This window comes from Nonomuraea sp. NPDC049141, assembly GCF_040648415.1.
Classification (GTDB): Bacteria; Actinomycetota; Actinomycetes; order Streptosporangiales; family Streptosporangiaceae; genus Nonomuraea.
Genome location: NZ_JBEZDR010000001.1, coordinates 731,311 through 755,842 on the forward strand (window position 1 = coordinate 731,311; position 24,532 = coordinate 755,842).

Annotated in this window: 22 protein-coding genes; 8 read left to right on the plus strand and 14 right to left on the minus strand. The window is 70.6% G+C overall.

Annotated elements, in window-relative coordinates:
• The 7 genes from AB0B91_RS03400 to AB0B91_RS03430 all read right to left on the minus strand — a co-directional run.
• Positions 1-3,402: type I polyketide synthase (locus tag AB0B91_RS03400; RefSeq protein ID WP_358314635.1), on the minus strand; the 3,402-nt coding region annotated here is incomplete at its 3' end.
• Positions 3,403-3,422: 20 nt separating this feature from the next.
• The gene (locus AB0B91_RS03405) at positions 3,423-4,667 is read right to left on the minus strand and encodes an NAD(P)/FAD-dependent oxidoreductase (RefSeq protein WP_358314637.1); all 1,245 of its coding nucleotides are present in this window, start codon (positions 4,665-4,667) and stop codon (positions 3,423-3,425) included.
• 135 nt (positions 4,668-4,802) lie between these two features.
• Positions 4,803-5,309: a G/U mismatch-specific DNA glycosylase gene (gene mug / locus AB0B91_RS03410; RefSeq protein ID WP_358314640.1), complete on the minus strand. Its 507-nt coding sequence runs from the start codon at positions 5,307-5,309 to the stop codon at positions 4,803-4,805.
• Positions 5,310-5,319: 10 nt separating this feature from the next.
• On the minus strand, positions 5,320-6,708 hold the full coding sequence (locus tag AB0B91_RS03415) for a sugar porter family MFS transporter (protein ID WP_358314643.1): 1,389 nt from the start codon (positions 6,706-6,708) through the stop codon (positions 5,320-5,322).
• Positions 6,709-6,777: 69 nt separating this feature from the next.
• The gene (locus tag AB0B91_RS03420; protein ID WP_358314647.1) at positions 6,778-9,267 is read right to left on the minus strand and encodes a polynucleotide kinase-phosphatase; all 2,490 of its coding nucleotides are present in this window, start codon (positions 9,265-9,267) and stop codon (positions 6,778-6,780) included.
• Complete coding sequence (locus AB0B91_RS03425; protein WP_358314650.1) at positions 9,264-10,751, minus strand: 3' terminal RNA ribose 2'-O-methyltransferase Hen1; 1,488 nt, start codon at positions 10,749-10,751, stop codon at positions 9,264-9,266. The genes AB0B91_RS03420 and AB0B91_RS03425 overlap by 4 nt, the downstream gene beginning before the upstream one ends.
• Before the next feature lie 46 nt (positions 10,752-10,797).
• A complete protein-coding gene (locus AB0B91_RS03430) occupies positions 10,798-11,712 on the minus strand; it encodes an LLM class F420-dependent oxidoreductase (RefSeq protein WP_358314653.1) in 915 nt (304 codons plus the stop codon).
• Between the two features lie 135 nt (positions 11,713-11,847).
• Between AB0B91_RS03430 and AB0B91_RS03435 the strand changes: the two genes are divergently transcribed.
• Genes AB0B91_RS03435 through AB0B91_RS03450 form a run of 4 tightly spaced genes read left to right on the plus strand, consistent with a single transcriptional unit; the run spans position 11,848 to position 15,305 of the window.
• Positions 11,848-12,960, plus strand: coding sequence for a histidine kinase (locus AB0B91_RS03435; RefSeq protein WP_358314667.1), 1,113 nt, complete (start codon positions 11,848-11,850; stop codon positions 12,958-12,960).
• Entirely contained in the window at positions 12,957-14,129 is a 1,173-nt protein-coding gene (locus AB0B91_RS03440) for a histidine kinase (protein ID WP_358314670.1), read from the plus strand. The genes AB0B91_RS03435 and AB0B91_RS03440 overlap by 4 nt, the downstream gene beginning before the upstream one ends.
• Positions 14,126-14,752, plus strand: a complete 627-nt coding sequence (locus AB0B91_RS03445; RefSeq protein WP_358314673.1) for a response regulator transcription factor — start codon at positions 14,126-14,128, stop codon at positions 14,750-14,752. Before AB0B91_RS03440 ends, AB0B91_RS03445 begins: the two co-directional genes overlap by 4 nt.
• 40 nt (positions 14,753-14,792) lie before the next feature.
• A complete protein-coding gene (locus AB0B91_RS03450) occupies positions 14,793-15,305 on the plus strand; it encodes a ricin-type beta-trefoil lectin domain protein (protein ID WP_358314676.1) in 513 nt (170 codons plus the stop codon).
• Between the two features lie 89 nt (positions 15,306-15,394).
• Here the strand turns inward: AB0B91_RS03450 and AB0B91_RS03455 are convergent, their stop codons facing one another.
• Positions 15,395-15,901 carry a hemerythrin domain-containing protein gene (locus AB0B91_RS03455; protein ID WP_358314679.1) on the minus strand — a complete coding sequence of 169 codons (507 nt, stop codon included), beginning with the start codon at positions 15,899-15,901 and terminating at the stop codon, positions 15,395-15,397.
• A gap of 47 nt (positions 15,902-15,948) precedes the next feature.
• Between AB0B91_RS03455 and AB0B91_RS03460 the strand changes: the two genes are divergently transcribed.
• A complete protein-coding gene (locus AB0B91_RS03460; RefSeq protein WP_358314682.1) occupies positions 15,949-16,470 on the plus strand; it encodes a hypothetical protein in 522 nt (173 codons plus the stop codon).
• Positions 16,471-16,575: 105 nt separating this feature from the next.
• Positions 16,576-17,469 (plus strand): DUF1963 domain-containing protein, encoded by an 894-nt coding sequence (locus AB0B91_RS03465; protein WP_358314685.1) that lies wholly within the window; start codon positions 16,576-16,578, stop codon positions 17,467-17,469.
• Between the two features lie 7 nt (positions 17,470-17,476).
• Here AB0B91_RS03465 and AB0B91_RS03470 read toward each other — a convergent pair whose 3' ends face one another.
• A complete protein-coding gene (locus AB0B91_RS03470; RefSeq protein WP_358314688.1) occupies positions 17,477-18,727 on the minus strand; it encodes a class I SAM-dependent RNA methyltransferase in 1,251 nt (416 codons plus the stop codon).
• Between the two features lie 50 nt (positions 18,728-18,777).
• The gene (locus AB0B91_RS03475; protein ID WP_358314691.1) at positions 18,778-20,847 is read right to left on the minus strand and encodes an APC family permease; all 2,070 of its coding nucleotides are present in this window, start codon (positions 20,845-20,847) and stop codon (positions 18,778-18,780) included.
• 103 nt (positions 20,848-20,950) lie between these two features.
• Between AB0B91_RS03475 and AB0B91_RS03480 the strand changes: the two genes are divergently transcribed.
• Positions 20,951-21,616 carry a TrkA family potassium uptake protein gene (locus AB0B91_RS03480; protein WP_358314694.1) on the plus strand — a complete coding sequence of 222 codons (666 nt, stop codon included), beginning with the start codon at positions 20,951-20,953 and terminating at the stop codon, positions 21,614-21,616.
• Positions 21,616-22,275 carry a TrkA family potassium uptake protein gene (locus AB0B91_RS03485; RefSeq protein WP_214635895.1) on the plus strand — a complete coding sequence of 220 codons (660 nt, stop codon included), beginning with the start codon at positions 21,616-21,618 and terminating at the stop codon, positions 22,273-22,275. Before AB0B91_RS03480 ends, AB0B91_RS03485 begins: the two co-directional genes overlap by 1 nt.
• A gap of 16 nt (positions 22,276-22,291) precedes the next feature.
• On the opposite strand, the gene AB0B91_RS03490 is transcribed toward AB0B91_RS03485, so the two are convergent.
• Genes AB0B91_RS03490 through dut form a run of 4 tightly spaced genes read right to left on the minus strand, consistent with a single transcriptional unit; the run spans position 22,292 to position 24,480 of the window.
• The gene (locus tag AB0B91_RS03490; RefSeq protein ID WP_358314698.1) at positions 22,292-22,960 is read right to left on the minus strand and encodes a DUF3159 domain-containing protein; all 669 of its coding nucleotides are present in this window, start codon (positions 22,958-22,960) and stop codon (positions 22,292-22,294) included.
• A 4-nt stretch (positions 22,961-22,964) separates the two neighbouring features.
• Positions 22,965-23,351 carry an OB-fold nucleic acid binding domain-containing protein gene (locus AB0B91_RS03495; protein WP_214635894.1) on the minus strand — a complete coding sequence of 129 codons (387 nt, stop codon included), beginning with the start codon at positions 23,349-23,351 and terminating at the stop codon, positions 22,965-22,967.
• Between the two features lie 28 nt (positions 23,352-23,379).
• Positions 23,380-24,030, minus strand: a complete 651-nt coding sequence (locus AB0B91_RS03500) for a DUF3710 domain-containing protein (protein ID WP_358314701.1) — start codon at positions 24,028-24,030, stop codon at positions 23,380-23,382.
• Positions 24,031-24,039: 9 nt separating this feature from the next.
• On the minus strand, positions 24,040-24,480 hold the full coding sequence (gene dut, locus AB0B91_RS03505) for a dUTP diphosphatase (protein ID WP_358314705.1): 441 nt from the start codon (positions 24,478-24,480) through the stop codon (positions 24,040-24,042).
• Positions 24,481-24,532 lie beyond the last annotated feature (52 nt).

Consider the following 24,532-nt stretch of genomic DNA (forward strand, 5'->3'; position numbering starts at 1 on the left):
AGGCGAAGGCGAAGGCGAAGGCGAAGGCGAAGGCGAAGGCGAAGGCGAAGGCGAAGGCGAAGGCGAAGGCGAAGGCGAAGGCGAAGGCGAAGGCGACGGCGACGGCGACGGCGACGGCGACGGCGAAGGGAGGACGACCAGGACGCCGGTGCCGGTCTCCGCCTCGGCGAGCGCGGTGCGCACGGCTTCGGCGGCGGGATGGTCGCCGACGATCTGCCAGGTGCCCGAGCTGCGCGGCACCGTACGGCTCGGTGAGGCGCTCGCCCGCCGCTCGACGGCGAAGCCGTGCACCCAGGGCGCGATGCCGGGCGGCACGATGCGGGCCGCCGCCGTCTCGGCGTCCTCGGCCGGCGCCTCGCCCGTCGCGACGAGCTGCTCCAGGGTCTCCGCGACCTGGCCCAGGGTCGCGGTGGCGTACCCGGTGGGCGCGGCGGGCTCGGACAGCCCGAGACGGCGCATGGACTCGCCGACGATCTCGCCCACCACGATCGAGCTGAGGTGCAGGTCGTCCAGGAACTTGCTGTCCGCCTGCACCGCCTCCAGCGGGAACTCGGCGTGCTCGGCGACCAGCCGGCGCAGCAGGAGCAGCGGGTCGCCGGCGGGCTCATCCGAGGACGAGGACGAGGACCCCTCCGACGAGGACGCGGTCGTGGGGGCGGCGGCGCCGACCAGCAGGGCGGAGTCGATCTCCGGGACGACCTCGCACAGGTTGGTGATGAAGGTCGGGGTGGCGGCCGGGTCGAACAGACGGGTGAAGCGATCGGCGAACAGCTCGCCGACCGTGACACCGGCGCCGACGGCGAACGCGGCGCCCAGCGTCTGCAGGATGCCGGTCAGCGAGTCGTCGTCCGTACGCGTGGCGACGGCCGGGACGGCGACGATGTCGCCCGCGAGCTGGGTCAGCACCTGCCCAGGCCCTACCTCGATGAGCAGGTCCGCGTCCTTGGCCGCCGCCGTGAGCGCCTCGATGAAGCGGACCGGCGCGGTGATCTGCTCGCGCAGCAGGTCGAGGGGCTCGCCGACGACCGGTGCGCCGGTCACGGTCGAGATGACGTGCCGGCGGACGGGCTCCGGCCGCTCTTCGGCCAGCCTGCTCGCGAAGACGTCGGCGGCCGGAGCGACCAGCCGCGAGTGGAAGGCGTGCGAGACGGGCAGCCTGACCGCCGACAGGCCCTGGCGGGTCGCCCGTTCGACGACCCGGGTCACCGCCTCGGCGGGTCCCGACACCACGGTCTGGCGCGGCGAGTTCAGGCCGGCGACGACCACCGGATCGTCGTCGCCCAGCAGCGCGGCCACGGTGTCGTGGTCGGCGGTGATGCTCGCCATCGCGCCGCCGCTCTCCGACAGCTCGCTCATCGCCCGGCCCCGGGCGGCGGCGATCCGCAGCGCAGCGGCCTCGTCGAACGATCCGGCCCAGTGCAGCGCGACGAGTTCGCCGAGGCTGTGCCCGACCGCGGCGCCGGCTTCGATGCCCAGCTCGGAGAGCACCCGCAGCCCGGCCACCGAGGCGGTGACGATGCGCGGCTGGGCGACGGCGGTCTCGACCTGGTCGCCGCCCGTGGGCAGGGCCGCCGTCTCGTACAGTTCGTCGACCGAGTCGAAGCGGCGGCGCAGCGCGCCCCCGTCGGAGCGGGTGCCGGAGCCCTGGCCGGGGAACATCAGCACGATGCGCGGCAGCTCGCCGAGCGCGCCGAGGAAGATCCCGGCCGCGCTGTCGAGGTGCCGTTCCGTACCCTGCCCGGCCAGTTCGGCGACCTGCCGCAGCCGCTCGGCGAGCGCGGCGGGCGTGCCGGCGACCACCGCGGCGCGTCTCGGCCTGCGGCCGATCTTCCGGGCCAGGTACGCGGCGAGGTCGGGCAGCTCGGACCGGGACATGCCCACCGCGACCCCGGCGAGGCGCTCGGCCTCCTGCCGGAGGTCGTCCAGTGAGTCGGCGTCCAGGCAGAACAGTTCCACGTCCTGCGGGGAGTTCATGAGCGTCCGGGTCCGCCCGTCCAGGCGGGGGCGTCTGCGGCGCGGCGACTCGATCACCACGTGCGTGTTGATGCCGCCGAAGCCCATGGCGCTGACGCCCGCGCGGAGCGGCGCGTCCTGCGGCCAGGGTTCGGCCTTACGGAGGGTGCGCAGGGCGGGGGCGTCGCCGGAAATGATCTTGTGTGGCCGTTCGCAACCGGTGGTCGGCGGCAGGACCCCGCTGTTGACCGCCATGACCGCCTTGATCAGGCCGGCCATCCCGGCGGCCGCCTTGGTGTGGCCGATGTTGGCCTTGATCGAGCCGATGACCGCGGGCGGCGCGGCCGGCGCGGCCGCCCGGCGCGCCTCGGAGATCGTCTCCAGCTCCGCGGCGTCGCCCACGGCGGTGCCGGTGCCGTGCCCCTCGAAGTACGGCACCTCCTCGATGCCGAACCCGGCGCGCTCGTAGGCACGGTCGAGGCAGAGCCGCTGACCGTCGGACTCCGGCCGGGTGATCCCGCCCGCGCCGTCCGAGGAGACTCCCCAGCCGGCGATGAGGGCGTGGATGCGGTGGCCACGGGAGACGGCGTCCTCCTCGCGCATCAGCACGACCATCCCGGAGCCCTCACCCGGCCAGAACCCGGCGGAGCGCTGGTCGTAGACGCGCATCTCGTCGGTGGCGAGCGCGCCGGCCCTGGAGAAGCCGATCAGCTCGTTCGGGTCGATGCTGATGTCCACCCCGCCGGCGACCGCGACGTCGAGGTCGCCGGAGACCAGCGCGTTGCAGGAGGTGGTGAGCGCCAGCAGCGAGGAGGCGCAGGCGCCGTCGACGGCGTAGCCGCCGCCGTTGAGGTCGAAGTGGTTGCAGATGCGCCCGGCGATCGTGTTGGACAGGCCGCCGGCCAGGTAGTCGCCGTCCGGCACCGGGAACGGCGCCTTGTAGTCGTGCTCCATCCGGCCGAGCAGCTCGGTGAGCTGCTCGGTGTCCAGCGTGCCCTCCAGGGCGTTGGCGACGATGCGGCGTACGTACGGCCAGCGCAGCCTGATCCCGGCCGCGCGCTGGCCCTCGCCGGTGAGGGAGTTGCCGATGACCACGCCGGTGGTCTCGTGCGGCGCGCCCTTGCCGTCGGGGAAGCCGGCGTCGGCGAGCGCCTCGGCGGCCACCTCCAGCGCGAGCCAGTGCACCATGTCGGTGTTGCGGAAGGTCGTGCCCGCCACCTTGAAGCGCAGCCGGTCGAACTCCCAGTCGCGTAACAGCGCCGCCTCGGTCGTGTAGAAGTGGTCGGGCGCCGAACGGTCCGCGGACCAGTAGTCGGACAGCCGGATGCGCTCGGGCGGCAGCCGGCGGAAGGACCTGCGGCCGGCCAGCGCGTTGTCCCAGAGCTCACCGGCCGTCGAGGCGTCGGGAAAACGGCATGCCATACCGACCACGGCGATACGAGAAGTCACGATTTTCCTTCAGATCTGATTTACATGGCCGACCCGTTGCGGAGACGGTGGAATGCGTTGACCCGCGCCGCGCGCAGCAGCGAGCCCGGTGACGCGAACTGCTTGACGTCGATGAGCCGGGAGGCGAAGGAGTAATAATGCCTGGCCGCTCCGGCGTCGCGGGCCGCCGCGGAAAGCAGCAGCCGCTCGAAGACATTGAACGGCCGTACGGCCGAATAGTCCTCCATCAACTTGTGATGGCTGTCCAGTGCCGCACGGTGCGCTTTTCCGTATTCCGCCAGACCAGGCAGCACGTCGTTCTGGTTCGCCACGGCGCCCCCGACCGCGTCCACCAGCCACTGCGCCGACTGGAACGCCCAGCCGCAGCCGACTCCCCACAGCGGATCGGTGGCCAGCGCCGCGTCGCCGACCAGGGCGAGTCCCGGACCGTACGGCTTGCGGTAGACGTTGGGCAGATCGAGCGTCCCGACGATCTTGGAGACGCGTTCGGCCTCGTCGATGCGCGGAGCGTCGGGCAGTGCGCGGACGAACCGCTCGAAGCTGCCTTCGAGATCGCCGCGGAAGGCCGAGGTGTGCTGTTCCTTGTTCGGCGAGCAGGCGACCACGGTGATGCCGTCGTCGTTGGGGAAGGCGAAGGCGGTGTCGGGGTCGAGGAACCACACCCGGCTCGGCGCGTCTTCCGGCAGGCCACGGTACTGGGCGAAGAAGCCCAGCCGGTTGTTGGCGCTCAGTCTCACGGGGAGCCCGCTGAGGGCGCCCACGGTCGAGTTGCGGCCGTCCGCGCCGACGACCAGCCGCGCCGTCAGCCGGGTCTCCACGCCGTTCGCGGTGACGCGGACTCCGGTGCAGCGGCCGTCCTCCTCCAGGAGGCCGTTGACGTTCTGGCCGAGCCGGAGGTCGACTCCCGGGGTCTCGGCGGCGAGCCGCCTGAGCAAGGGGTCCAGGGTCTGGCGCCGGACATTGACGCCGTGCGGCAGCGGGTCCTCGCCGGGCGCGGACCGCGGCGCGATCCAGCCCCATTTCGTCCACAGGTGGGTGACGTGCCCGTGCGCCCCGGCCTCCTCGAGCAGGGGCAGCAGGCCCAGCGTCTTCATGACCGGCAGGCAACTCGGTTGCAGCGTATGGGTGCACAACACCTTGTACGCGGCCATGCCGGAATGCTTTTCCAGGAGGGCGACGCGAGCGCCGAGATTCGCGAAGAGTATTGCACTGGCGCATCCGGCAATGCTCGCGCCCACTATGACGACGTCATAGTCATCTGTCATTCGGCATTTCCCTACGAGGCGCCACTCCGCAAAACTTGAAGTGGTTGAACCGTAAACGGGGATTGAGTAGATCCTTTAGAGGTTACCCGATAGTAGGGATCGAGATCTGAGCGCGTCAAGAGTCGCGGCGGGGCTTCATTCCGACTGCTCGGTATGCTCGCGAACGAGCCTCAGCTCACCGGCGATGCCGGCCAGGGTCCAGTGGGCGTTCAGGCCGCTCGGGTTCGGCAGCACCCACACCGGCACCCCGCCCACCGCCTCCTCCTGGAGCCCGACGGCCGCCTTGGGCCGGGCGAAGGCCGTACGGTACGCCGACACCCCCAGCACGGCCAGCACCCGAGGCCGCACCGATGCCACCAGCCCGGCCAGCCGCGCCCCGCCCTCGATCAGCTCCGCACGCGACAGCTCCGACGCCTTGGCACTGGGCCGGGCCACCACGTTGGTGATGCCCAGCCCGTACGACGGCAGGAGGTGCTGCTCGGCGGGAGCGAGCAGCCGAGGCGTGAACCCGGACAGATGCAGCGCGGGCCAGAACCGGTTCCCCGGCCGGGCGAAGTGATGGCCGGTGGCCTCCGACATGAGCCCGGGGTTGATGCCGCAGAACAACACGTCGAGCGAGGGGCCGAGTACGTCGTCAATCACCTACCGGACGCTAACCCATCTCCTCAAGCTTGCGGCCTTTGGTCTCCTTGACGAACTTGGCAACGAACAGGAATGACAGCACGGCGAAGAACGCGTACCCGGCGTACGTCAGCGGCAGGTTCCACTTCGACAGGGCCGGGAACGACACCGTGATCGCCCAGTTCGCGATCCACTGCGCCGAGGCGGCCACCCCCAGTGCGGCGGCCCGGATGCGGTTGGGGAACATCTCCCCCAGCAGAACCCAGACCACGACACCCCATGACAGGGCGAAGAACAGCACGAACACGTTGGCCGCGATCAGCGCGATGGGCCCCTGCGGAGGCGGCAGGCTGAGCCCGCGGGCGTAGGAGAACGCCCACGCGGCCGTGCCGAGCGAGATGGCCATGCCCGCCGAACCGATGAGCAGCAGCGGCTTGCGCCCGATCTTGTCGACCAGCGAGATCGCGATGAACGTGCCGATGATGTTGATGACCGAGCTGGAGAAGCTGATCAGCAGCGAGTTGCTCTGGGTGATGCCCACCGACTGCCAGAGCACCGAGGAGTAGTAGAAAATCACGTTGATGCCGACGAACTGCTGAAAGGCCGACAGCGCGATGCCGATCCAGACGATCGGCAGCAGCCCGAAGGCGGGCCCGCGCAGCTCCTTGATCGTGGTCCTTTCCTCGGTCCTGAGGACCTGATGGATCTCCGCCACCCGGGCGTCCAGGTCTACATGCTCGCCCTCGACCTCGGTCAGCACCGTACGGGCCTGCCTGATCCGGCCGACCGCGATCAGGTACCGGGGCGACTCGGGGATGGTCGAGGCGAACAGCAGGTAGAGCAGGGCCGGCACGACGCACGCGCCCAGCATCCACTGCCAGGCCTGCAGGCCCCACAGGCCGTTGTTGACGTCGCCCCCCGCCAGCCGGACGAAGGCGTAGTTGACCAGCTGCGAGAACGCGATGCCCAGCACGATCGCGAGCTGCTGGAACGAGCCGAGCCGGCCCCGGTAGGCGGGCGGCGACACCTCGGCGATGTAGGCCGGGCCGAGCACGGAGGCCATCCCGATCGCGATGCCCGCCAGCACCCGCCAGAGGGCCAGGTCCCACAGGGCGAACGGCAGCATCTGCCCGATCGAGCTGGCGGAGAACAGAATGGCCGCCACCTGCATCGTCCTGGTACGTCCCCACCAGTCGGCCAGCCGGCCCGCGATCCAGGCGCCGACGGCGGAGCCGAGCAGCGCGATGGCCACCACGACGCCGATCTCCACCGGGCCGACGCGGAAGTACTTCTGGATCCCGACGACGGCGCCGTTGATCACGGCGCTGTCGTATCCGAACAGGAATCCGCCGATGGCCGCCGCCGCCGTGATGAAGACGACGTGGCCAAGGTTCTCCTGGCGGCCGTACTGAGTAGCCATTGCGGACTCCCTCCCCGGAAAGGGGATTTACCCGCCGTCACTTCTCGTACGGCCACGATTACTCAAAAACTACAACCGTGGGTCTACCGGCTCGGACTCCAGGGCGAGCACCGCGAAGACCGGCTCGTGCACCCGCCAGCCCGCGTCGCCCTCGGCCAGGCGCGACAGGGCCTCCAGGCCGAGCGCGTACTCGCGCAGCGCCATGGACCGCTTCTTGCCCAGGAAGCGCCTGCGCAGCACGTCGAGCGACTCGGTGTAGTCGGGGCCGTAGATGATGCGCAGGTATTCGCGGCCGCGTACCTTGACCCCGGGCTGGACCCGGCCTGCCACGTACTGGGCGGGTTTGACCACCATGCCCTCGCCGCCGGTCGCCGTCAGCGAGGACCACCAGTCCACCGCTTCGGCCCGCGCCTGCGGGGAGTCGAGCGAGACGAAGACGTGCCTGGTGGGGGTGATCAGCGGCGAGTCGAGCAGGGCGAGCTTCGCCAGGTGCCAGGCGTGCGGCTCCAGCGCCGTGGCCCGGCCTTCGCAGGCCAGGATCTGGAACGGCGCCACCCGTACCCCGTCCAGGCCGTCAACCGGCCAGCAGTAACGCGCATAGGCGTCGCGGAACAGGGCAGCGTTGTCGGTGCGGCGTCGAGTGCGGGCGAGTAGCCCGCCCACATCCAGCCCGCGCCCGGCGGCCGCCTCCAGAACCGACACCGCCTCGGGCAGCGCCGCCCGCGCCGCCGCGCCGACGGAGGCGTACTGGCTCCTGATCAGCTCGCCCGCCTTGGCCGACCAGGGCAGCAGCTCGCAGTCGAGCGCCACCCAGTCGGAGCCGAGCTCGGCCCAGAGCGGCTCGCACGCCTCCCGCAGCCGGTCCACCAGCGGCGCCATGTCATCGAAGAACGGGCGCCCGGTACGCGTGTAGACCGCGCCCGCGGAGCCGTCGGTGACGCCGAAGCGAGCCGCGGCCACCTCGGGGGTCCTGGCGAGCACGGCGACGGCCCGCGACCCCATGTGCTTCTCCTCGCACACGACCTCGGTCACCCCGGCGGCGGCGAACTCCTCGAACGCCTCGTGCGGGTGCTCCAGGTAGCCGTCGAGCTTGGACGTCTCCGGCGGGGCCATGGTCGGCGGGAGGTAGACCAGCCAGCGCGGGTCCACCGCGAACCTGCTCATGATCTCCAGAGCGGCGGCCGCGTTCTCCTCCATCACCTTGACGCGGGTGCCGAACCGGGTCTCGACGTGCCTGGTGCCCTGGACGTCGCCGATGTCGAGCATGCCCGGGTCGCGAGCGAACTCGCTGCCGAGCGGCTTGACCGACGCGTACCAGATCTGCTCGGCGGGGACGGAGACCAGCTCGCGTTCCGGGTAGCGCAGCGCGGTCATCGTGCCGCCGAACACGCAGCCGGTGTCGAGGCAGATCGTGTTGTTGATCCACTCGGGCTTGATCGTGGGCGTGTGGCCGTAGACGACCATGGCCCGGCCGCGGTACTCCTCGGCCCACGGATAGCGGACCGGCAGGCCGTACTCGTCGGTCTCGCCGGTCGTGTCGCCGTACAGGGCGAACGCGCGGACCCGGCCCGACGCGCGGCCGTGGTAGGCCTCCTTGAGCCCGGCGTGCGCGACGACGAGCCGGCCGCCGTCGAGCACGTAGTGGCTGATCAGGCCCTCCATGAAGGTACGGGCCCGCTCGACGAACTCGGGCGGCTCGGCGGCGAACTGGTCGAGCGACTCCTTGAGGCCGTGGGCGACCGTGACCTTGCGGCCGTTCAGCGCGCGCACCAGCTTCGCCTCGTGGTTGCCCGAGACGCAGATCGCGGTGCCGGCCGCGACCATGCCCATGACCAGGCGGAGCACGCCGGGCGAGTCGGGGCCGCGGTCGACCAGGTCGCCGACGAACACCGCCGTACGACCGGCGGGGTGCTGGGCCGTCACCGCCTTGCCGTCGGCGCGCTCGATCTCCCAGCCCAGGGTGCCCAGCAGCGTCTCCAGCTCGGAGCGGCAGCCGTGGATGTCGCCGATGACGTCGAACGGGCCGGTCAGCTCGCGCTTGTCGGTCCACGCCTTCTCGTAGGAGAGCTCGGCGCTCTCGATGGCGTCGAGGCCGCGCAGCACGTGCACCTTCCTGAAGCCGTCGCGGGAGATCTTGCCCAGCGAGCGGCGCAGGTCCTTGCGCTGGCGGATCACCACGCCGGGCCCGAAGTCGCGGTCGGGGCGGCCGGCGTTGCGCTCGATCGCCACCTCCTCGGGGGTGTCGAGCACGATCGCGTCGGCCAGCACGTCGTGCTTCTTCGCCAGCTCGATGAGGCTGCGGCGGGCGGCGTACTGCACGTTCGTGGCGTCGACCACGGTGAACAGCCCTCTGGCCAGGCGTACGCCGACGATGTGGTGGAGCAGGTCGAACGCGGCGGGGGTGGCTGACTGGTCGTTCTCGTCGTCGGAGACCAGGCCGCGGCAGAAGTCGGACGAGATCACCTGGGTCTGCTTGAAGTGCTTGGCGGCGAACGTCGACTTCCCGCTGCCCGACACGCCGACGAGCACCACGAGAGACAGCTCGGGGACGCTGATCATCGGGTGAACACTCCCATCTGGGTGGGCGGCCCGACCTCGGGGTCGTCGTCGCCGACCGGCTTGAAGGTGACCTGGTAGCCGTAATCATCGGCCACCCGCGAGGCCCACGCGCCGAACTCGGCGCGGGTCCACTCGAAGCGGTGGTCACGGTGGCGCAGCCCGGTCAGGAACTCGTAGCGGGGGTTGTACTCGATGTTCGGGGTGGTCACGAGCACGTGCTGGGGCCGGGCGTGGCCGAACACGACGCGTTCGAGCGCCGCCAGCCGCGGCGGATCGACGTGCTCGATCACCTCCATGAGCACGGCCGCGTCATAGCCGGACAGCCGCTTGTCGGTGTAGGTGAGCGCGCCCTGGAACAGCGTCAGCCTGGCCCGCTTGCTGTCGGGCATCCGGTCCAGCTTGAGCTTGCGCGCGGCGATGGTCAGCGCCATCGCCGAGACGTCCATCCCGGCGACCCTGGCGAACCTGGGCCTGGCCAGCATCGCGCCGACCAGCTCGCCCTGCCCGCAGCCGAGGTCGATCACGCTCGTCGCGCCGATCTCCTCCAGGGTCTCCAGCACGGCCTCGCGCCGTCTGACGTTGAGCGCCTTCGGCTTGACCTCCGGCACCTCACTCTGCGCCTCGCCCTGCGCCTCAGCCGGCGTATCGCCCTGCGCCTCGGCCTCCGCGGCGGCCGCCTCGTCGGCCGCGGTCTCCCCCGCCGCCGCGTCCTCGTCGACCGCGGGCTCCAGCTGCTCCTCGGTCTCGTCGCCCAGCTCGGCCAGCCTGGCCAGCGCCGTCCGGGCCAGCGCCCAGCGGCGGCCCAGGTAGCGCCGCATGATCAGGCCGCGCTCCGGGTGCCCGTACAGCCAGCCCTCACCGGCTCTGACCAGCTTGTCCACCTCGTCGGGCGCGATCCAGTAGTGCTTGCCGTCGTCGAGCACGGGCAGCAGCACGTACAGGTGGTTGAGCGCGTCGGCCAGCCGTACGGTCCCGCTGAGCGTCAGCCGCACGTAACGCGAGTCGCCCCACTCGGGAAACCCCTCGTCCAGGGGTACGGCCAGCGCCTCGACGGCCCAGCCGAGCGGCTCGAACAGCCGGGCCGCCAGCTCGGGCCCGCCGCGGCAGGGCAGCGCCGGCAGCCCGATCACCAGCGGCATCGGCCGGCCCGGCAGGTCCGGCCGGGCCTTGCACCGCCCGGCCCGCGCGGTCCGGAAGACGTCGCCCAGGGCCACGGCCAGCAGCGAGGAGGCGGCGTAGGGCCGGTCGTTGACGTACTGGGACAGGCTGAAGTCGGGCGAGTTCTTGCCGCGTGACCGGACCAGCGCGATCGGGTCGACGTCGAGCAGCAGCGCCGCCGTGCAGCGCCCCTCGCCGGACTCCGGGTAGAAGACCGTGGCCGTACCGAACGACTGGCCGAACTCCTGCACCCGATCTGGATGCTTGTGCAGGAGAAAGCCCAGATCGGTGGCGGGTGTGGCGGTGGTCGAAATGGTCAGCAGCACGGGGGCAAGTGTGCCGTAGTCCGACGAAGGGGCGCCAACGGATATGTCAGACGTGCGGCAGGACCTCGGCCGCGATCAGCTCCAGGTGTTCGAGGTCGGACAGGTCCATGACCTGGAGATAGACGCGCTCGGCGCCGAGCTCGCCCAACCGGCCGATCTTGTCGACCACCTCGGCCGGGGTTCCGGCGAGGCCGCCTTCCCGCAGACCGGCCAGGTCCTGCCCGATGGCGAGCGCGCGCCGGTCGAGCTCGGCCTGGTCACGGCCGACGCAGACGGTCTGCGCCGCCGAGAGGATCACGGTACGGCCGGTCTCGGCCGTCGCCTCCCGTACCCGGTCATAGGCCTCGCCTGTGTCCGACAGGGTCCTGAACGGCACGTTGTACTCGTCGGCGAAGGTGGCCACCAGCCGGGGCGTGCGCTTGGCCCCGGTGCCGCCGATGATGATCGGCGGGTGCGGGCGCTGGACCGGCTTGGGCAGGGCGGGCGAGTCGACGAGACGGTAGTACCTGCCCTCGAACGAGTAGGACTTCTCCGCCGTCCAGAGCCCCTGGATGATCTCCAGCTGCTCCTCGAACCGGCCGAACCGCTCGCCCACCGGCGGGAACGGGATGCCGTACGCGGTGTGCTCCTGGTCGAACCAGCCGGTGCCGAGACCCAGCTCGACCCGACCGCCGCTCATCTGGTCCACCTGCGCGACGCTGATGGCCAGCGGCCCCGGCAGCCGGAACGTGGCCGGGCTCACCAGCGTGCCCAGCCTGATCCGGGAGGTCTCCCTGGCCAGCGCGGCCAGCGTGAGCCAGGCGTCGGTCGAACCGGGGCCCGGGTCGCCCGCCCCGATGCGCAGGTAATGGTCGGACCGGAAGAACGCGTCGAAGCCCAGCCGTTCCGTGGCCTGGGCGACGGCGAGCAGGTCATCGTAGGTGGCACCCTGCTGGGGCTCGGTGAAGATCCGCAACTTCATAAGGCCATTATCCGCTGACGTACCACCACACATGGGACGACACCTGGAGAATGCCCCCGACCACACCGCGCCGCCCCCACGACGGCCATAGGATTTTGTGAGCAACGTGGCTTGTGTCGGCGATGGAGGGGTGAGATGGCGACCCGTCCGGAGACAGCGAAGAAGATCCTCATCTACTGGATGGACGGCTCAGTCGTCCTGATGGCCGTCCTTCTCACGCTGCCGATCATCGCCTTGGCCAACGAGCGGAGGATCTCCGTACCGCACGCGGTGGCCGCCGAGAGCTGCCTGCTGGTTTCGCTGGCGTTCGGCCTCCTCGTCATGCGGAACGCCTTCGACGACCGGCCGCGTCCCGCGGTGAAGCTGGCCGCGGGCGGGCTGTTCGCGGCCGGCGCGCTGGCGCTCATGCCGCCCTCCACCGCCGACGGGTCGTGGGGCATGGCCGGGATCATCTGGCTCTCCGTCCTCGCCCTCTACCTCCCGCTCCGGGCGACGGCCTGCGTGGGCGCCGTGCTGGTCGCGCTGATCACCGTCTACCTGTCGGCGGTCACCGACCAGCCGTGGCCGGTCGTCCTGATCACCATGACGCTGTCCGCCGTGCTGCTGCCCGCCACCATGAAGCTCTGGCGCTGGCTCTGGTGGACGATCAGGGACGCCTACGACGGCCGGGAGGCCAAGGCCACGCTGGCCGTGGCGAACGAGCGGTTACGCTTCGCCCGCGACCTGCACGACCTGCTCGGCCACAGCCTGTCCGTCATCACGCTGAAGAGCGAACTGGCCGCCAAGCTGGCCACCCTCGACGAGGGCAAGGCCGCGGCCGAGATGGCCGAGGTACGCCGCCTGGCCGCGGAGTCGCTCGCCGAGGTGCAGGTGGCCGTGGACGGCTACCGGCTGCTCGACCTGGACGCGGAGCTCGCCGGGGTACGCGTGGCGCTGGAGGCGGCGGGCGCCCAGTGCGTCATCGAGGCCAGGGCCGACGACCTGTCCCCCGCCGCCCGCGCGCTGCTCGCCTGGGCGGTCCGCGAAGGTGCCACCAACGTGCTCAAACACAGCAAGGCCACGCGCTGCGCGATCGTCATCGACGGTGGCGTGCTGGAGATGCGCAACGACGGCGTCCACGGGCCCGCGAGCGGGGCCGGGAGCGGCCTGCGTGGGCTGGCCGAGCGGATGACGACCGCGGGCGGCACGTTCACGGCGGCTCCCACGCCCGCGGGCGAGTTCCTGCTGCGCGCGGCGGTGCCCGCATGAGGCGGGGCGCCTGCATGGGGCAGGTCGCCCGCGCGAGGCGGGTCGCCCGCGTGCGTCACGTCCTGCGCGGCAGGGGCCGGCTTCGGCGGGCGAGCCGGCTCGACAAGGTGCGCTGGCTGATGCTCTGCAGCTCCGACGTCGCCAACCTGCTCGCCCTGATGGGGCTCTTGGAGCTGACCATCCGGTGGCAGCAGGGCTTCCCCGGGGCGCTCGCGGCAGCGGCGGCCGTCCTGCTTCTCATCCTGATCGGGCTGGCCACCGGCCCGTTCAGGATCGCCGTCAGGGGCGGGCGGCGGCCGACCGTGATCCTGGCGGTCTCCGGCGTCATCACGCTGCTTCTGTCCGTCCTCCTGCTGATCTGGGCCATCCCCGTGTGGCTGGGGATGCTCGCCCCGTACGTCCGCAGGCGCACCACCCTCGTCCTGGCCATCGGGTCGATCGTCGTCGTCAACGTGTACATCACGCTGGCCACCGGGTTCCTGATCGAGATCTTCCTGCTCCAGACCATCATCACCGGCATCGTGACCGGCGGCATCCTGGCCAACCTGTGGCTGTGGCGCGTGGCCAAGGACGCCCACGAGGGCCAGGAGGCCAGGGCCATGCTCGCGGTGTCGGAGGAACGGCTGCGCTTCGCCCGCGACCTGAACGACCTGCTCGGCCAGAGCCTGGCCGACATCTCGGCCGGGGCCGGGGCCGCCTCGCGGACACTGCGCGAGGATCCCTCGGCGGCCGCGCGTGAGATGTTCGAGGTACGCGACCTGGCCAGGCAGACGCTGCGCGAGGTGCGCTCCACCGTACAGAACTATCGGGCCCTGGACCTCGACGAGGTCCTCGCCAGCGTGCGGGCGGTCCTGGAGGCGGCGGACGTACGGTGCGCCGTCCGCGCGGACACGGCCTCGCTGACCCCCGAGACCCGCACGCTGCTGGCCACCGTGGTCCGCGAGGGCGCGACCAACGTGCTCAAGCACAGCAAGGCCGGGCATTGCACGATCACGATCGAGGATGGGGTGCTGGAGATGTCCAACGACGGGGTCGAGGGGCCGGTGAACGACCACGCGCCGGACGGGCTCGGCGGCCTGTCGCAGCGGGTCAGCGCCGCGGGCGGCACGCTGTCCACGGCCTGCACGGGCGACGGCGCGTACCTGCTGCGGGCGGCGGTGCCGGCATGACGACGCGCGTACCCGCTCCCGGGGGGACGACCCGCGTCCTGCTGGCCGACGACGAGCACCTGGTCCGCGGCGCCATCGCGGCCCTGCTCGACCTGGAGGCGGGCATCGAGGTGATCGCCCAGGTCGGCCGCGGCGACGAGGTGCTGGCCGCCGTCGTCGAACACCGCCCCGACGTGGCCGTACTCGACATCGAGATGCCCGGCATGGACGGTCTGAGCGCGGCGGAGCAGATCAGCTCCCTGTGCAAGATCGTCATCCTGACCAGCCTGGGACGGCCCGGATACCTGCGCCGGGCGATGGCGGCCGGGGTGAGCGGCTTCCTCGGCAAGGACGCCTCGGCCGAGGAACTGGCCATGGCCATCCGCAAGGTCCAGTCGGGCGGCCGCTACCTGGACGCCGAACTGGCCGCGGCGGCGATGGCCGCCGGCGACAGCCCCCTGACCGACCGCGAACGGGACGCCTTGCGACTGGCCGGCGACGGCGCGACGATCGCCCGGATCGCCGCCGAACTCCACCTCACTGAGGGGACCGTACGCAACTACCTGTCCAGCGCGATGACCAAGCTGAACGCCCAGAACCGCCTCGAAGCCATCCGTACGGCGCAGCGGATGGGGTGGCTCTGAAGATCGTTCGCCGCTCGCGGTCTGGATAGCATGCCGATCCATGAGAAGACCGGCAAAGATCGCAAATGTGGCCCTCGCGGCAACCGTCCTGACCACCCTGACACCGACCGCGCCCGCGCTGGCGGACAGCGGATACGTGATCAAGAACGTCTCCACCCTGATGTGCCTCACCATCGCCGGCGACAGCTCAACTCGGCGGATGGGCAACATCGCGCGGACCTGGGAGTGCCAGCCCGGCCTCCAGGGCTACTTATGGAACCGCACTGCCCGCTCCCAACTCGCCAGCGCCGACTTCCACGGCAAGCTCTGCATCGGTGCGCCCAAAGGGCCGCTCGTGCTCGTACGCCGCTGCGGAGCCGACCTCAAGCATCAGCGGTTCACCTTCACCACCATCAAGACCAACTTCGGCGACCGGTTCCTGATCAAGTGGAAGGGCATGTCGCCGGATACCTGCCTGAACAGCAACGACAAGGGGCAGGTCTTCGGCTCGCGCTGCGATCCGGGCAACACGAACCAGAACTGGACCTGGGGCCCTCGGGCTCGTGTCGGCTAGGCGATCGCTCTCAGATGTCCGCCTGACGTCCTGCGTTCACAGACCCTCCTCGCCGTGTCACCAAGCAAGGACGCCGCAGGGCCGCGAAACTATGCCAATGGCGTTCGGCTGAGGAAGGCGGGCACCGACGCGCGCCAGCGCGGGGCGTCCAGCGCGTTGAGCGCCGAGACCAGCCGCTTCTCCTCATAGACGAAGTGGGACTCCAGCAGGGCGGCCAGCCCGTCCAGCTCGGCCTGTACCCGTTCGGGATCCGCGTCCAGGTCGCCGAGCAGCTCCTGCAACTGGCGCATGATGTCGGCCACCTGCCGGTGGTCACGGGCCAGCTCGTCCAGTACGGGACGCAACTCGGGGAACTGCTCCGCCAGAGCGGGGAAGGCCCCCTCGTCCTCACCGCTGTGGTGCTTGGTCACGGCTGAGCAGAACGTCAGGCAGTGGGCCCGCAGCTCCCGCAGCCGCTCGGGACGGGCCTGCGCGTCGGGATGGGCGTGCACGTCCTCACGCAGCCGGGCCAGCTCCTCACGGAGCCAGAGGTGCACCTCGATCAACTGGTTGCCGAACGCCGTCAGGCGGCCGTCCGGTTCGGAGGGTGGGTTCATTGTCGTCCCATCCAGCACCCATTTGGGCGAGCCGTCAAACTGGCACGGTGAACAGGATCATCGTCTGCGGCATCTCCGGGTCGGGTAAGACGACGCTCGCCAGGAAGCTGGCCGCCCGGCTCGGCCTGCCCCGCCATGAGCTCGACGCCCTGCATCACGGTCCCGGCTGGGTCAAGCGGCCGGAGTTCGAGGCCGAGGTGGACGAGTTCAGCCGGGGCGAGCGGTGGGTGACCGAGGATCAGTACCACCGTTTCCTGGGCGACCTCCTCTGGGAGCGCGCCGACACGGCCGTCTGGCTGGACCTGCCGCGCCGCACCGTGATGTGGCGGGTCGTACGCCGCTCACTCGGCCGCGCGATCACCCGGCGCGAGCTGTGGAACGGCAACCGGGAGGACTGGAGCGCCTGGCTCGAACCCGATCACCCGATCCGGTGGGCATGGACGCACCATCAGCGCCGCAGGACGCAGACCGCCGACCGCATCACCCGCCACCCGGAGGTGACGGCGATCCGCCTGCGTACGGCCCGCGCGGTGAAACGGTGGCTCGCCGACCTGCCCCCGACGGCGTGAGCCGGGCCGAGTGTCGGACCCAGCCGGTAAGGTCCTCGCGTCCGGAACGGAACGTCATCGGAGAAGTGAGTAATGGCCCGTCATACTCCGCCTCGGCCGGTAGCTGTGGAGGAACTCTTTCCCGAGCTGAAGCCGCTCAGCAGAAACGCGCTCCGGCTGCATCCGCGTGCGGGATCCCCGTCGTACGAGGACAGCTCTGTCGGGGGGCCGCTGAGTTGGCCGGCCGATGAGCCCTGGCCGTTGTGCGCCGAGGAGCACTACAACGACGACGGCCTGGAGGACGCCACCCGCCACGAGGCCGTGGTGCCCATGGTGCCGGTCGTGCAGCTCTACGCGGCGGACGCGCCCGGTGTGCCGTTCCCGCAGGGAAGCGATCTGCTCCAAGTGCTGTGGTGCCCGTTCAACCACGGGGAGGACCCTTACGAGCGCTGCCCCTTGCCGCAGGTGCGCTGGAGGAACGCGGCAGATGTCCGCCATGTGCTCGCCACGCCCCCGGAACCCGCTGACGCTCCCGAGGGTCACGTTCCCATCCCCTGTGTGGTGCACCCAGAGCAGGTGACGGAATACCCCGACTGGGACGACATACCGCAGGAGCTGCGCGACGAGATCGACGACCGGCTGCACCGGTCCGAGGAGACCACCGGGTGGGATTACTTCTACCACCTGAGCACAGCCCCCGGAACCAAGGTCGGTGGTCATCCGCGCGGATGGAACGGCTCGACGACCTCGTTCAGCTGCGAGAGGTGCGGACAGCCCATCCACCATCTTCTGACCGTGGCCTATGAGGAGTTCGATGGGAAGTCCTGGCAGACCTGGCTCCCGGTGGAGGATCGGCCCGACGACGACAGCGGGCCGGAGATCTACCTTTCCCGGTCCGAACGAGCCGCGGCCGCGGAGAACCCGCCCGGCCTGATGGTGTCGGGCGGGGGCAGTGTGTACCTCTTCGAGTGTCGTTCCTGCCCCGATCGCCCGGTTGAGCACCTCTTCTATCTCAACTGAGCACGTGCTACTTCCTGGCCAGCAGTGCCACGCACTCCACGTGATGAGTCATCGGAAAGGCGTCGAAAGCCCGCAGATCCACCAGCTCATAGCCGTCGTCGCCCAGCCAGGACAGGTCGCGGGCCAGTGTCGCCGGGTCGCACGAGACGTACACGATCCGCGACGCCTCCAGCGCGGCGACCCGGTGGACCACCTCGCGCCCGAGCCCCGAGCGGGGCGGGTCGACGACGACGATGTCGGCGCGCTCGATCTGGAACCGGTCCAGCGCCTCCTCCACCCGTCCCCGCTCCACCCGGGCCTGCGGCAGGTCGCGTAGGTTGGCGCGGGCGTCGCGGACGGCGGCCGCCTCCGACTCCAGGCCGAACACCGCGCCCTCGGCCCCCACGCCCTCCGCCAGACCGGCGGCGAACAGGCCGACCCCGCAGTAGAGGTCCAGGGCCCACTCTCCGGGCTCCGGCGCGGCGTAGGACAGGACGGCGTCGAGCAGGGTCTCGGCGGCCCCCGGATGCACCTGCCAGAAGCCGCTGCCCGCCACCCTGAACTCCCGGTCGCCCACCTGCTCGTGCAGCACTCCGGAGCCCTTGCGCGGCACGGTGTGGCCCTTGCCCTGGTCGAGCAGGATCGAGGCGGACGCGTCGAGGTCCGGGACGGTCACGCTGCGCCTGGGCCGCGGCTTGACCACCACGGCCCGGTCGCCGGCCGAGGAGGCGATCACCTCGACGACGGCCGCGCCGCGCCACTCGCGCTGCTCGGCCCCGACGGCCTCCACCTCCGCGTGCGCGATCAGGCAGGCGTCGACCACCTCGATGTCGTGCGAGCGGTGCTTGCGGAAGCCGAGCTCGCCGCCGGGCCGGGCGGCGAACTGGACGCGGGTGCGCCAGCCGAGCCCGTCCTTGGCGCCCGGCACCTCCTCGACCACGACCGCACGCTCGATGCCGGCCAGCCGGCTCAGCTGCTCGGCGACCACGGCGGCCTTGAGGCCGCGCTGCGCCTCCAGGGTGGCGTGCTGCCAGTCGCAGCCGCCGCAGCGGCCGGGGCCGGCGAAGGGGCAGGGCGGGGTCACGCGGTCGGGTGACGGGTCGAGCACCTGCACGGCGTCGGCCCGGAGGAAGCGGGTGGTCTCCTCGGTGACCTCGGCGATGACCCGCTCGCCCGGCAGCGCGTGTCGTACGAAGACCACTCGCCCTTCATGGCGCGCCACGCACCAGCCGCCATGGGCGACCGGACCTACCGTCAGCTCGAGAGATGCCTGTTCCACACGGACACCCTATGCCCTGGCCGACCCTGCCACTTTCCGGGCTTACCCTGCTACAGAGAGTGGTCGCTCGCCTTGACCTCGTCCTTCGCCTTGGCGTCCTTCCGGACGACCTGGGGTCCCGCGCGGCGCGAGGCGCCCGGCGCGAACGGCTCGCGCCGCCCCTTGAGCCGGTCGGAGGAGTGGAGCTGCCACGGCACGCTCGTCACCATCACACCCGGCTTGAACAGCAGCCGCGCCTTCAGCCGCAGCGCGCTCTGGTTGTGCAGCAGGTGCTCCCACCAGTGGCCGACCACGTACTCGGGGATGAACACGGTCACCACGTCGCGCGGTGAGCGGCGGCGCAGGGTCTTGACGTAGTCGAGGATCGGCTGGGTGATCTCCCGGTACGGGGAGTCGAGCATCTTGAGCGGCACCGGGATGCCCAGGCGCTCCCACTCGTCCTGGAGGTGCCGCGCCTCGGCGCCCTCGACGCCGACGGTGATCGCCTCCAGCGTGGACGGCCTGGTGGCGCGGGCGTAGGCGAGGGCACGCATCGTCGGCTTGTGAATCTTGGAGACGAGCACGATCGCGTGGTTGCGCGCCGGGAGCATCGACTCGTCGAACTCCTCGGTGATCTCCAGCTCGGCCGCCACGTTGTCGTAGTGGCGCCGGATGGCCTTCATCATGAGGAACAGGACCGGCATCGCGAAGCACACGATCCAGGCGCCGACCAGGAACTTGGTCAGCAGCACCACGACCAGCACCAGCCCGGTCATGATGCCGCCGAAGAAGTTGATCACCCGGGAGCGGTGCATCTGGTGCCGGATCCTGGGGTCGGTCTCGGTCTTGAGATGGCGCGTCCAGTGGATGACCATGCCGATCTGGCTGAGCGTGAAGGAGACGAACACACCGACGATGTAGAGGTTCAGCAGGCGGCTGACGTCGGCGTTGAACCCCCACAGCAGCAGGCACGCGCCCAGCGCCAGGATGACGATGCCGTTGGAGAAGGCCAGCCGGTCGCCGCGGGTGTGCAGTTGGCGGGGCAGGTAGCGGTCCTGGGCCAGGATCGAGCCGAGCACCGGGAAGCCGTTGAAGGCGGTGTTGGCGGCGAGGAACAGGATGAGCGCGGTAACGGCCGAGATGACCACGAACGGCAGCGAGCCGCCGCCGAAGACCGCGTCGGCCACCTGCGAGATGATCGGCTGCTGGTAGTAGCCGGGGCCGACCGGCGACCCGTCCGGCAGGTGCAGGTCGTGGGCGACCACCGACGGCTCGGCCACCTTCACGCCCGAGGCCAGGCCCAGCGCGATGATGCCGCCGAACATGGTGATCGACACCAGGCCCATCATGAGCAGCGTGGTGGCGGCGTTCTTGCTCTTGGGCTTGCGGAAGGCGGGCACGCCGTTGCTGATGGCCTCGACACCGGTCAGCGCCGCACAGCCGGAGGAGAAGGCGCGCAGGATCAGGAAGGCGGCGGCGAAGCTGGTCAGGTTCGCCTGCTCGGCGTCGATGGTGAACCCGGCGCTGGGCGCCCGCAGGTCGTCGCCGAGCACCAGCAGCCGGAAGCCGCCCCAGGCGATCAACCCCAGCACCGCGAGCATGAACGCGTACGTCGGGATGGCGAAGGCCGCCCCCGACTCGCGCAGGCCGCGCAGGTTGACGACGGTGAGCAGGATCACGATGGCGATGGCGACGGCCGGCTTGTGCTCGCCGACGAACGGGATCGTGGCGCCCACGTAGTCGACGCCGTTGGCGACCGACACGGCCACGGTCAGCACGTAGTCGACCATGAGCGCGCTGGCCACGGTCAGCCCGGCGTTCTTGCCCAGGTTGGTGGTGGCCACCTCGTAGTCGCCGCCGCCGCTCGGGTAGGCGTGCACGTTCTGCCGGTACGAGGCCACGACCGTGAGCATCACGACCACGACGGCGATCGCGACCCACGGACTGTAGGAGTAGAACGACACGCCCGCCAGCGACAGGATGACCAGGATCTCCTGCGGCGCGTACGCCACGGAGGACAGGGCGTCGCTGGCGAAGATCGGCAGGGCTATGCGTTTGGGCAGCAGTTGCTCGTGAAGCTGGCCGCTTCTTAGCGCCCGCCCCACAAGCACGCGTTTGACAAGATCCGTTACCTTCGCCACGTAACGAAATGCTAGCCCCCCGTGCCAGGGGCGCCGACGGGGCGCTCCCCTATCGGGCCATACTGGTGTCGAGCAACCGGCCGACCGCGAAGTGCGGGGGAGTATGCATATAGTGATCATGGGCTGTGGCCGGGTCGGTTCGACCCTGGCCCACATCCTCGAGGACAACGGCCACACGGTCGCGATCATCGATCGCGACCCTCAGGCCTTTCGCCGGCTGCGGGCCGGTTTTCGCGGGCGGCGGGTGACCGGCGTCGGGTTCGACCGTGACGTGCTCACCGAGGCGGGCATCGAGTCCGCGGCCGCGTACGTGGCGGTCTCCAGCGGAGACAACTCCAACATCATCTCGGCGCGCGCGGCGCGCGAGACGTTCGGCGTCGACAACGTGGTGGCCCGCATCTACGACCCGCGGCGGGCCGAGGTCTACCAGCGGCTGGGCATTCCCACGGTGGCCACCGTGCGGTGGACCGCCGACCAGATCCTGCGCCGCATCCTGCCCGAGGGCGCCGAGCCGCTCTGGCGCGACCCCACCGGCACCGTGATCCTGGCGGAGGTCGCCACGCATCCCGGCTGGATCGGCACCCGGGTCGTCGATCTCGAGGCACGGGCCAGGACCCGCGCCGCCTACCTCAACCGCATGGGCGAGGCCCTGGTCATCGCCGAGGACACCGTGATCCAGGAGGGCGACGTGCTGCACGTGGTCGCCGCCGAGAACGACATGGAGCGGATCAACAAGGTGCTGGCCCTGGCACCGGAAGAGGACCACTGATGCGCGTCGCCATCGCCGGGGCCGGGGCCGTGGGCCGGTCCATCGCGGCCGAACTGCTGGAGAACGGCCATGAGGTCCTCCTGATCGACATCGACCCCCGCGCCATCAAGATCGACAGCGTGCCGCGGGCGGAGTGGCTGCTGGCCGACGCCTGCGAGATCGCCTCGCTCGACGAGGCGGGCCTCAGCAACTGCCACGTCGTCGTCGCCTCCTCCGGCGACGACAAGGTCAACCTCGTGGTGTCACTGCTGGCCAAGACCGAGTACGGCGTGCCGCGCGTGGTCGCCCGCATCAACCACCCCAACAACGAGTGGCTGTTCAACGAGTCGTGGGGCGTGGACGTGGCGGTCTCGACGCCGCGGCTGCTGAGCGCGCTGGTCGAGGAGGCGGTGAGCGTCGGCGACCTGGTGCGGCTGATGACGTTCCGCCAGGGGCAGGCCAACCTGGTCGAGCTCACCCTGGCCGAGGACGCGCCCGTGGTGGGCCAGCGGGCCGGCTCGGTGCCGTGGCCGAACGACTCGGCCCTGGTCGCGATCCTGCGCGAGGGCCGGGTGCTGGTGCCGACCAACGACGATCCGCTGGAGGCGGGCGACGAGCTGCTGTTCGTCGCCAACCAGGAGGTGGAGCAGGAGCTCGCGCACCTGCTCTCACAGCACTGAGCGGCTAAGTGGGCGGCTAGGCGGGGGCGACCGGCTTGATCGGCGTTCGCCCCCTGCCGAGCAGCCACAGCATCGCGCCGAGGGCGGCCACCTGGAGCGGCCAGCCCATCACGATCTTCGCGAAGCCGAGGGCGGCCACGGCCTCGTCGCCGCCGCCGAACAGCCACACGGGCAGCTGCACGGCCACCCTGACCACGCACGGGATCAGCAGCATCCAGGTCAGCTTGGTGCAGAGCCGGACGATGCCCGGATCCTTGTGCCAGGCCGTGGGGTCGCCGGTGACCGAGCCGATCAGGAACCCGACCACGGGCCAGCGGGTGACGATCGACAGCAGCATCGCGAGTGAGTAGCCGGCGTTCCACAGGATGCCGGGCAGGAAGTAGTCCTTCGCGTCGCCGGTGCGGCTGGCGAAGAACGCGCCGATGGCGATGCCGATCAGGCTGTTGATCACGAACTGCGGCGTCGACCGCTGCGCGATCCTGACCAGCAGCAGCACGACCGCCAGCGAGACGCTGATGATGAGCGACATCTTCAGGTCTTCGGTGAAGATCCATGACAGCGTGAACGCGATGGTCGGCACCGCCGCCTCGATGATGCCCCGCACGCCGCCGAACGCCTTGGCGAGCTGGGCTCGCACCGCCGCTTCGACGGTGTCGTGGGCGACCTCTTCCGCCTCGGCACTCACCTGATCAACTCCCTGGGCGCAGCTCGTAGCGAGGATTGAACATCACCTTGCGCCCGTCCTGCATGCTGACCAGGCCCTCTGCCTTGACGGTGCGCCCGGGCTCGATGCCCGCGATCTTGCGGCGGCCGAGCCACACCAGGTCGATCACGTCCGACCCGTCGTAGAGCTCGGCCTCAAGGGCGGGAGCGCCGCCTCTGGGTCGCAGTGTCACGGTACGTAGCGTACCGGCTACGCAGAAGCGACGCCGCCCGCCACACGAGACGATGGGGGTAGCGCCGACCTCGTCGACGTCTTCCCGTAGTTCTTGGGCTTCGATCTCGGACTGGGTGGAGGCCAGCCGACTGAAGAAACCGCGCAATCCCCCGCGTTTCGGAGGTTCTGCCGTACTCATGATGACTCAGCCTACGTGATAGGAACGGTCAGCGAATCTCGCTGATCTCGGGTCCTCGTTTGAACGGGTTGATCCCCTGGCTCTCGTCCGTCTCGGCGCTCTGCTCGTTGGGGCGGCGCAGCGTGATCGCCTCTTCCCGGGCCATCGGCTCGGTGCCCCGTACGACCACGACATCCCTGACGAAGTCGAGGAGCACGTTCGCCACGTTCTCGTCGAGCGCGGCCCGGCCACTGATCATCGCCAGCAGGAACCAGCGTGGCCCGTCGATGCCGATGTAGCGGGCCTTGCGGGTGGCGTTGCCCTCGCCGACGATGTCGCCGAGCAGCTCGGGACCGAACGGGCCCTCCTGCTCGGCGAGGTCCTTGGCGCCCGACAGGATCTTGGCCCGGACCTCGTCCCAGAGGCCCATGGTCTTGGGCGCGGCGAGTGCCTGGAGCTGCAGCGAGCTCTCCTCGTACAGCACGACGACACCGACGTTCTGGTCACCCACCGAGGCCAGCCGCAGGTCGAAGTCGGGGTTGTGCGGCAGGCGCAGCCCGCCGAGATCGATCCTGTCGGTGTCGGGGTGGGGCTCGTCGGCGTCCCATGGGCCGGATTCGCGCATGGGGGCGGCGGAGGCCTTCTGCTCTGCCGCCTGATCCGGCTGCTCACGACGGCGACGTCGGAACACTGTGCTCACTCTCCCTGGTTAACGTCCTGTTGATCCGAAACCGCCGGTGCCGCGGGCCGAGCCGGGCAGCAGCTCCACCTCGGTGAACGCCGCCCGCTCGACGCGTTTGATGACCAACTGGGCCACCCGGTCTCCGCGGCTCAGGCGGAAGGGCTCCTTGGCGTCGGTGTTGATCACCGTCACCCTGATCTCGCCGCGGTAGCCGGCGTCGACCGTGCCTGGCGCGTTGACCAGCGTGACGCCGTACTTGGCGGCCAGGCCCGAGCGAGGGTGCACGAACGCGGCGTAGCCGTCGGGCAGCGCGATCGCGAGGCCCGTCCCGACCACGGCCCGCTGGCCGGGCAGCAGCTCGACGTCCTCGGCCGCGTAAAGATCGGCGCCCGCGTCGCCCGGATGGGCGTAGGACGGCACCGGCAACCCGTCGTCGAGTCGCTGGATGAGGACCTGCACGTCGGTCAAGGGTTCACCTCACGGTCGTGGTGCTCGGCGGCGATGCGCCCCCTCAGCCTCA

Coding starts and splice junctions, on each gene's coding strand:
- AB0B91_RS03405 (WP_358314637.1), bottom strand. CDS start 4,667: ATGACAGATGACTATGACGTCGTCATAGTGGGCGCGAGCATTGCCGGA.
- AB0B91_RS03415 (WP_358314643.1), bottom strand. CDS start 6,708: ATGGCTACTCAGTACGGCCGCCAGGAGAACCTTGGCCACGTCGTCTTC.
- AB0B91_RS03420 (WP_358314647.1), bottom strand. CDS start 9,267: ATGATCAGCGTCCCCGAGCTGTCTCTCGTGGTGCTCGTCGGCGTGTCG.
- AB0B91_RS03430 (WP_358314653.1), bottom strand. CDS start 11,712: ATGAAGTTGCGGATCTTCACCGAGCCCCAGCAGGGTGCCACCTACGAT.
- AB0B91_RS03435 (WP_358314667.1), top strand. CDS start 11,848: ATGGCGACCCGTCCGGAGACAGCGAAGAAGATCCTCATCTACTGGATG.
- AB0B91_RS03440 (WP_358314670.1), top strand. CDS start 12,957: ATGAGGCGGGGCGCCTGCATGGGGCAGGTCGCCCGCGCGAGGCGGGTC.
- AB0B91_RS03445 (WP_358314673.1), top strand. CDS start 14,126: ATGACGACGCGCGTACCCGCTCCCGGGGGGACGACCCGCGTCCTGCTG.
- AB0B91_RS03450 (WP_358314676.1), top strand. CDS start 14,793: ATGAGAAGACCGGCAAAGATCGCAAATGTGGCCCTCGCGGCAACCGTC.
- AB0B91_RS03455 (WP_358314679.1), bottom strand. CDS start 15,901: ATGAACCCACCCTCCGAACCGGACGGCCGCCTGACGGCGTTCGGCAAC.
- AB0B91_RS03480 (WP_358314694.1), top strand. CDS start 20,951: ATGCATATAGTGATCATGGGCTGTGGCCGGGTCGGTTCGACCCTGGCC.
- AB0B91_RS03485 (WP_214635895.1), top strand. CDS start 21,616: ATGCGCGTCGCCATCGCCGGGGCCGGGGCCGTGGGCCGGTCCATCGCG.
- AB0B91_RS03495 (WP_214635894.1), bottom strand. CDS start 23,351: ATGAGTACGGCAGAACCTCCGAAACGCGGGGGATTGCGCGGTTTCTTC.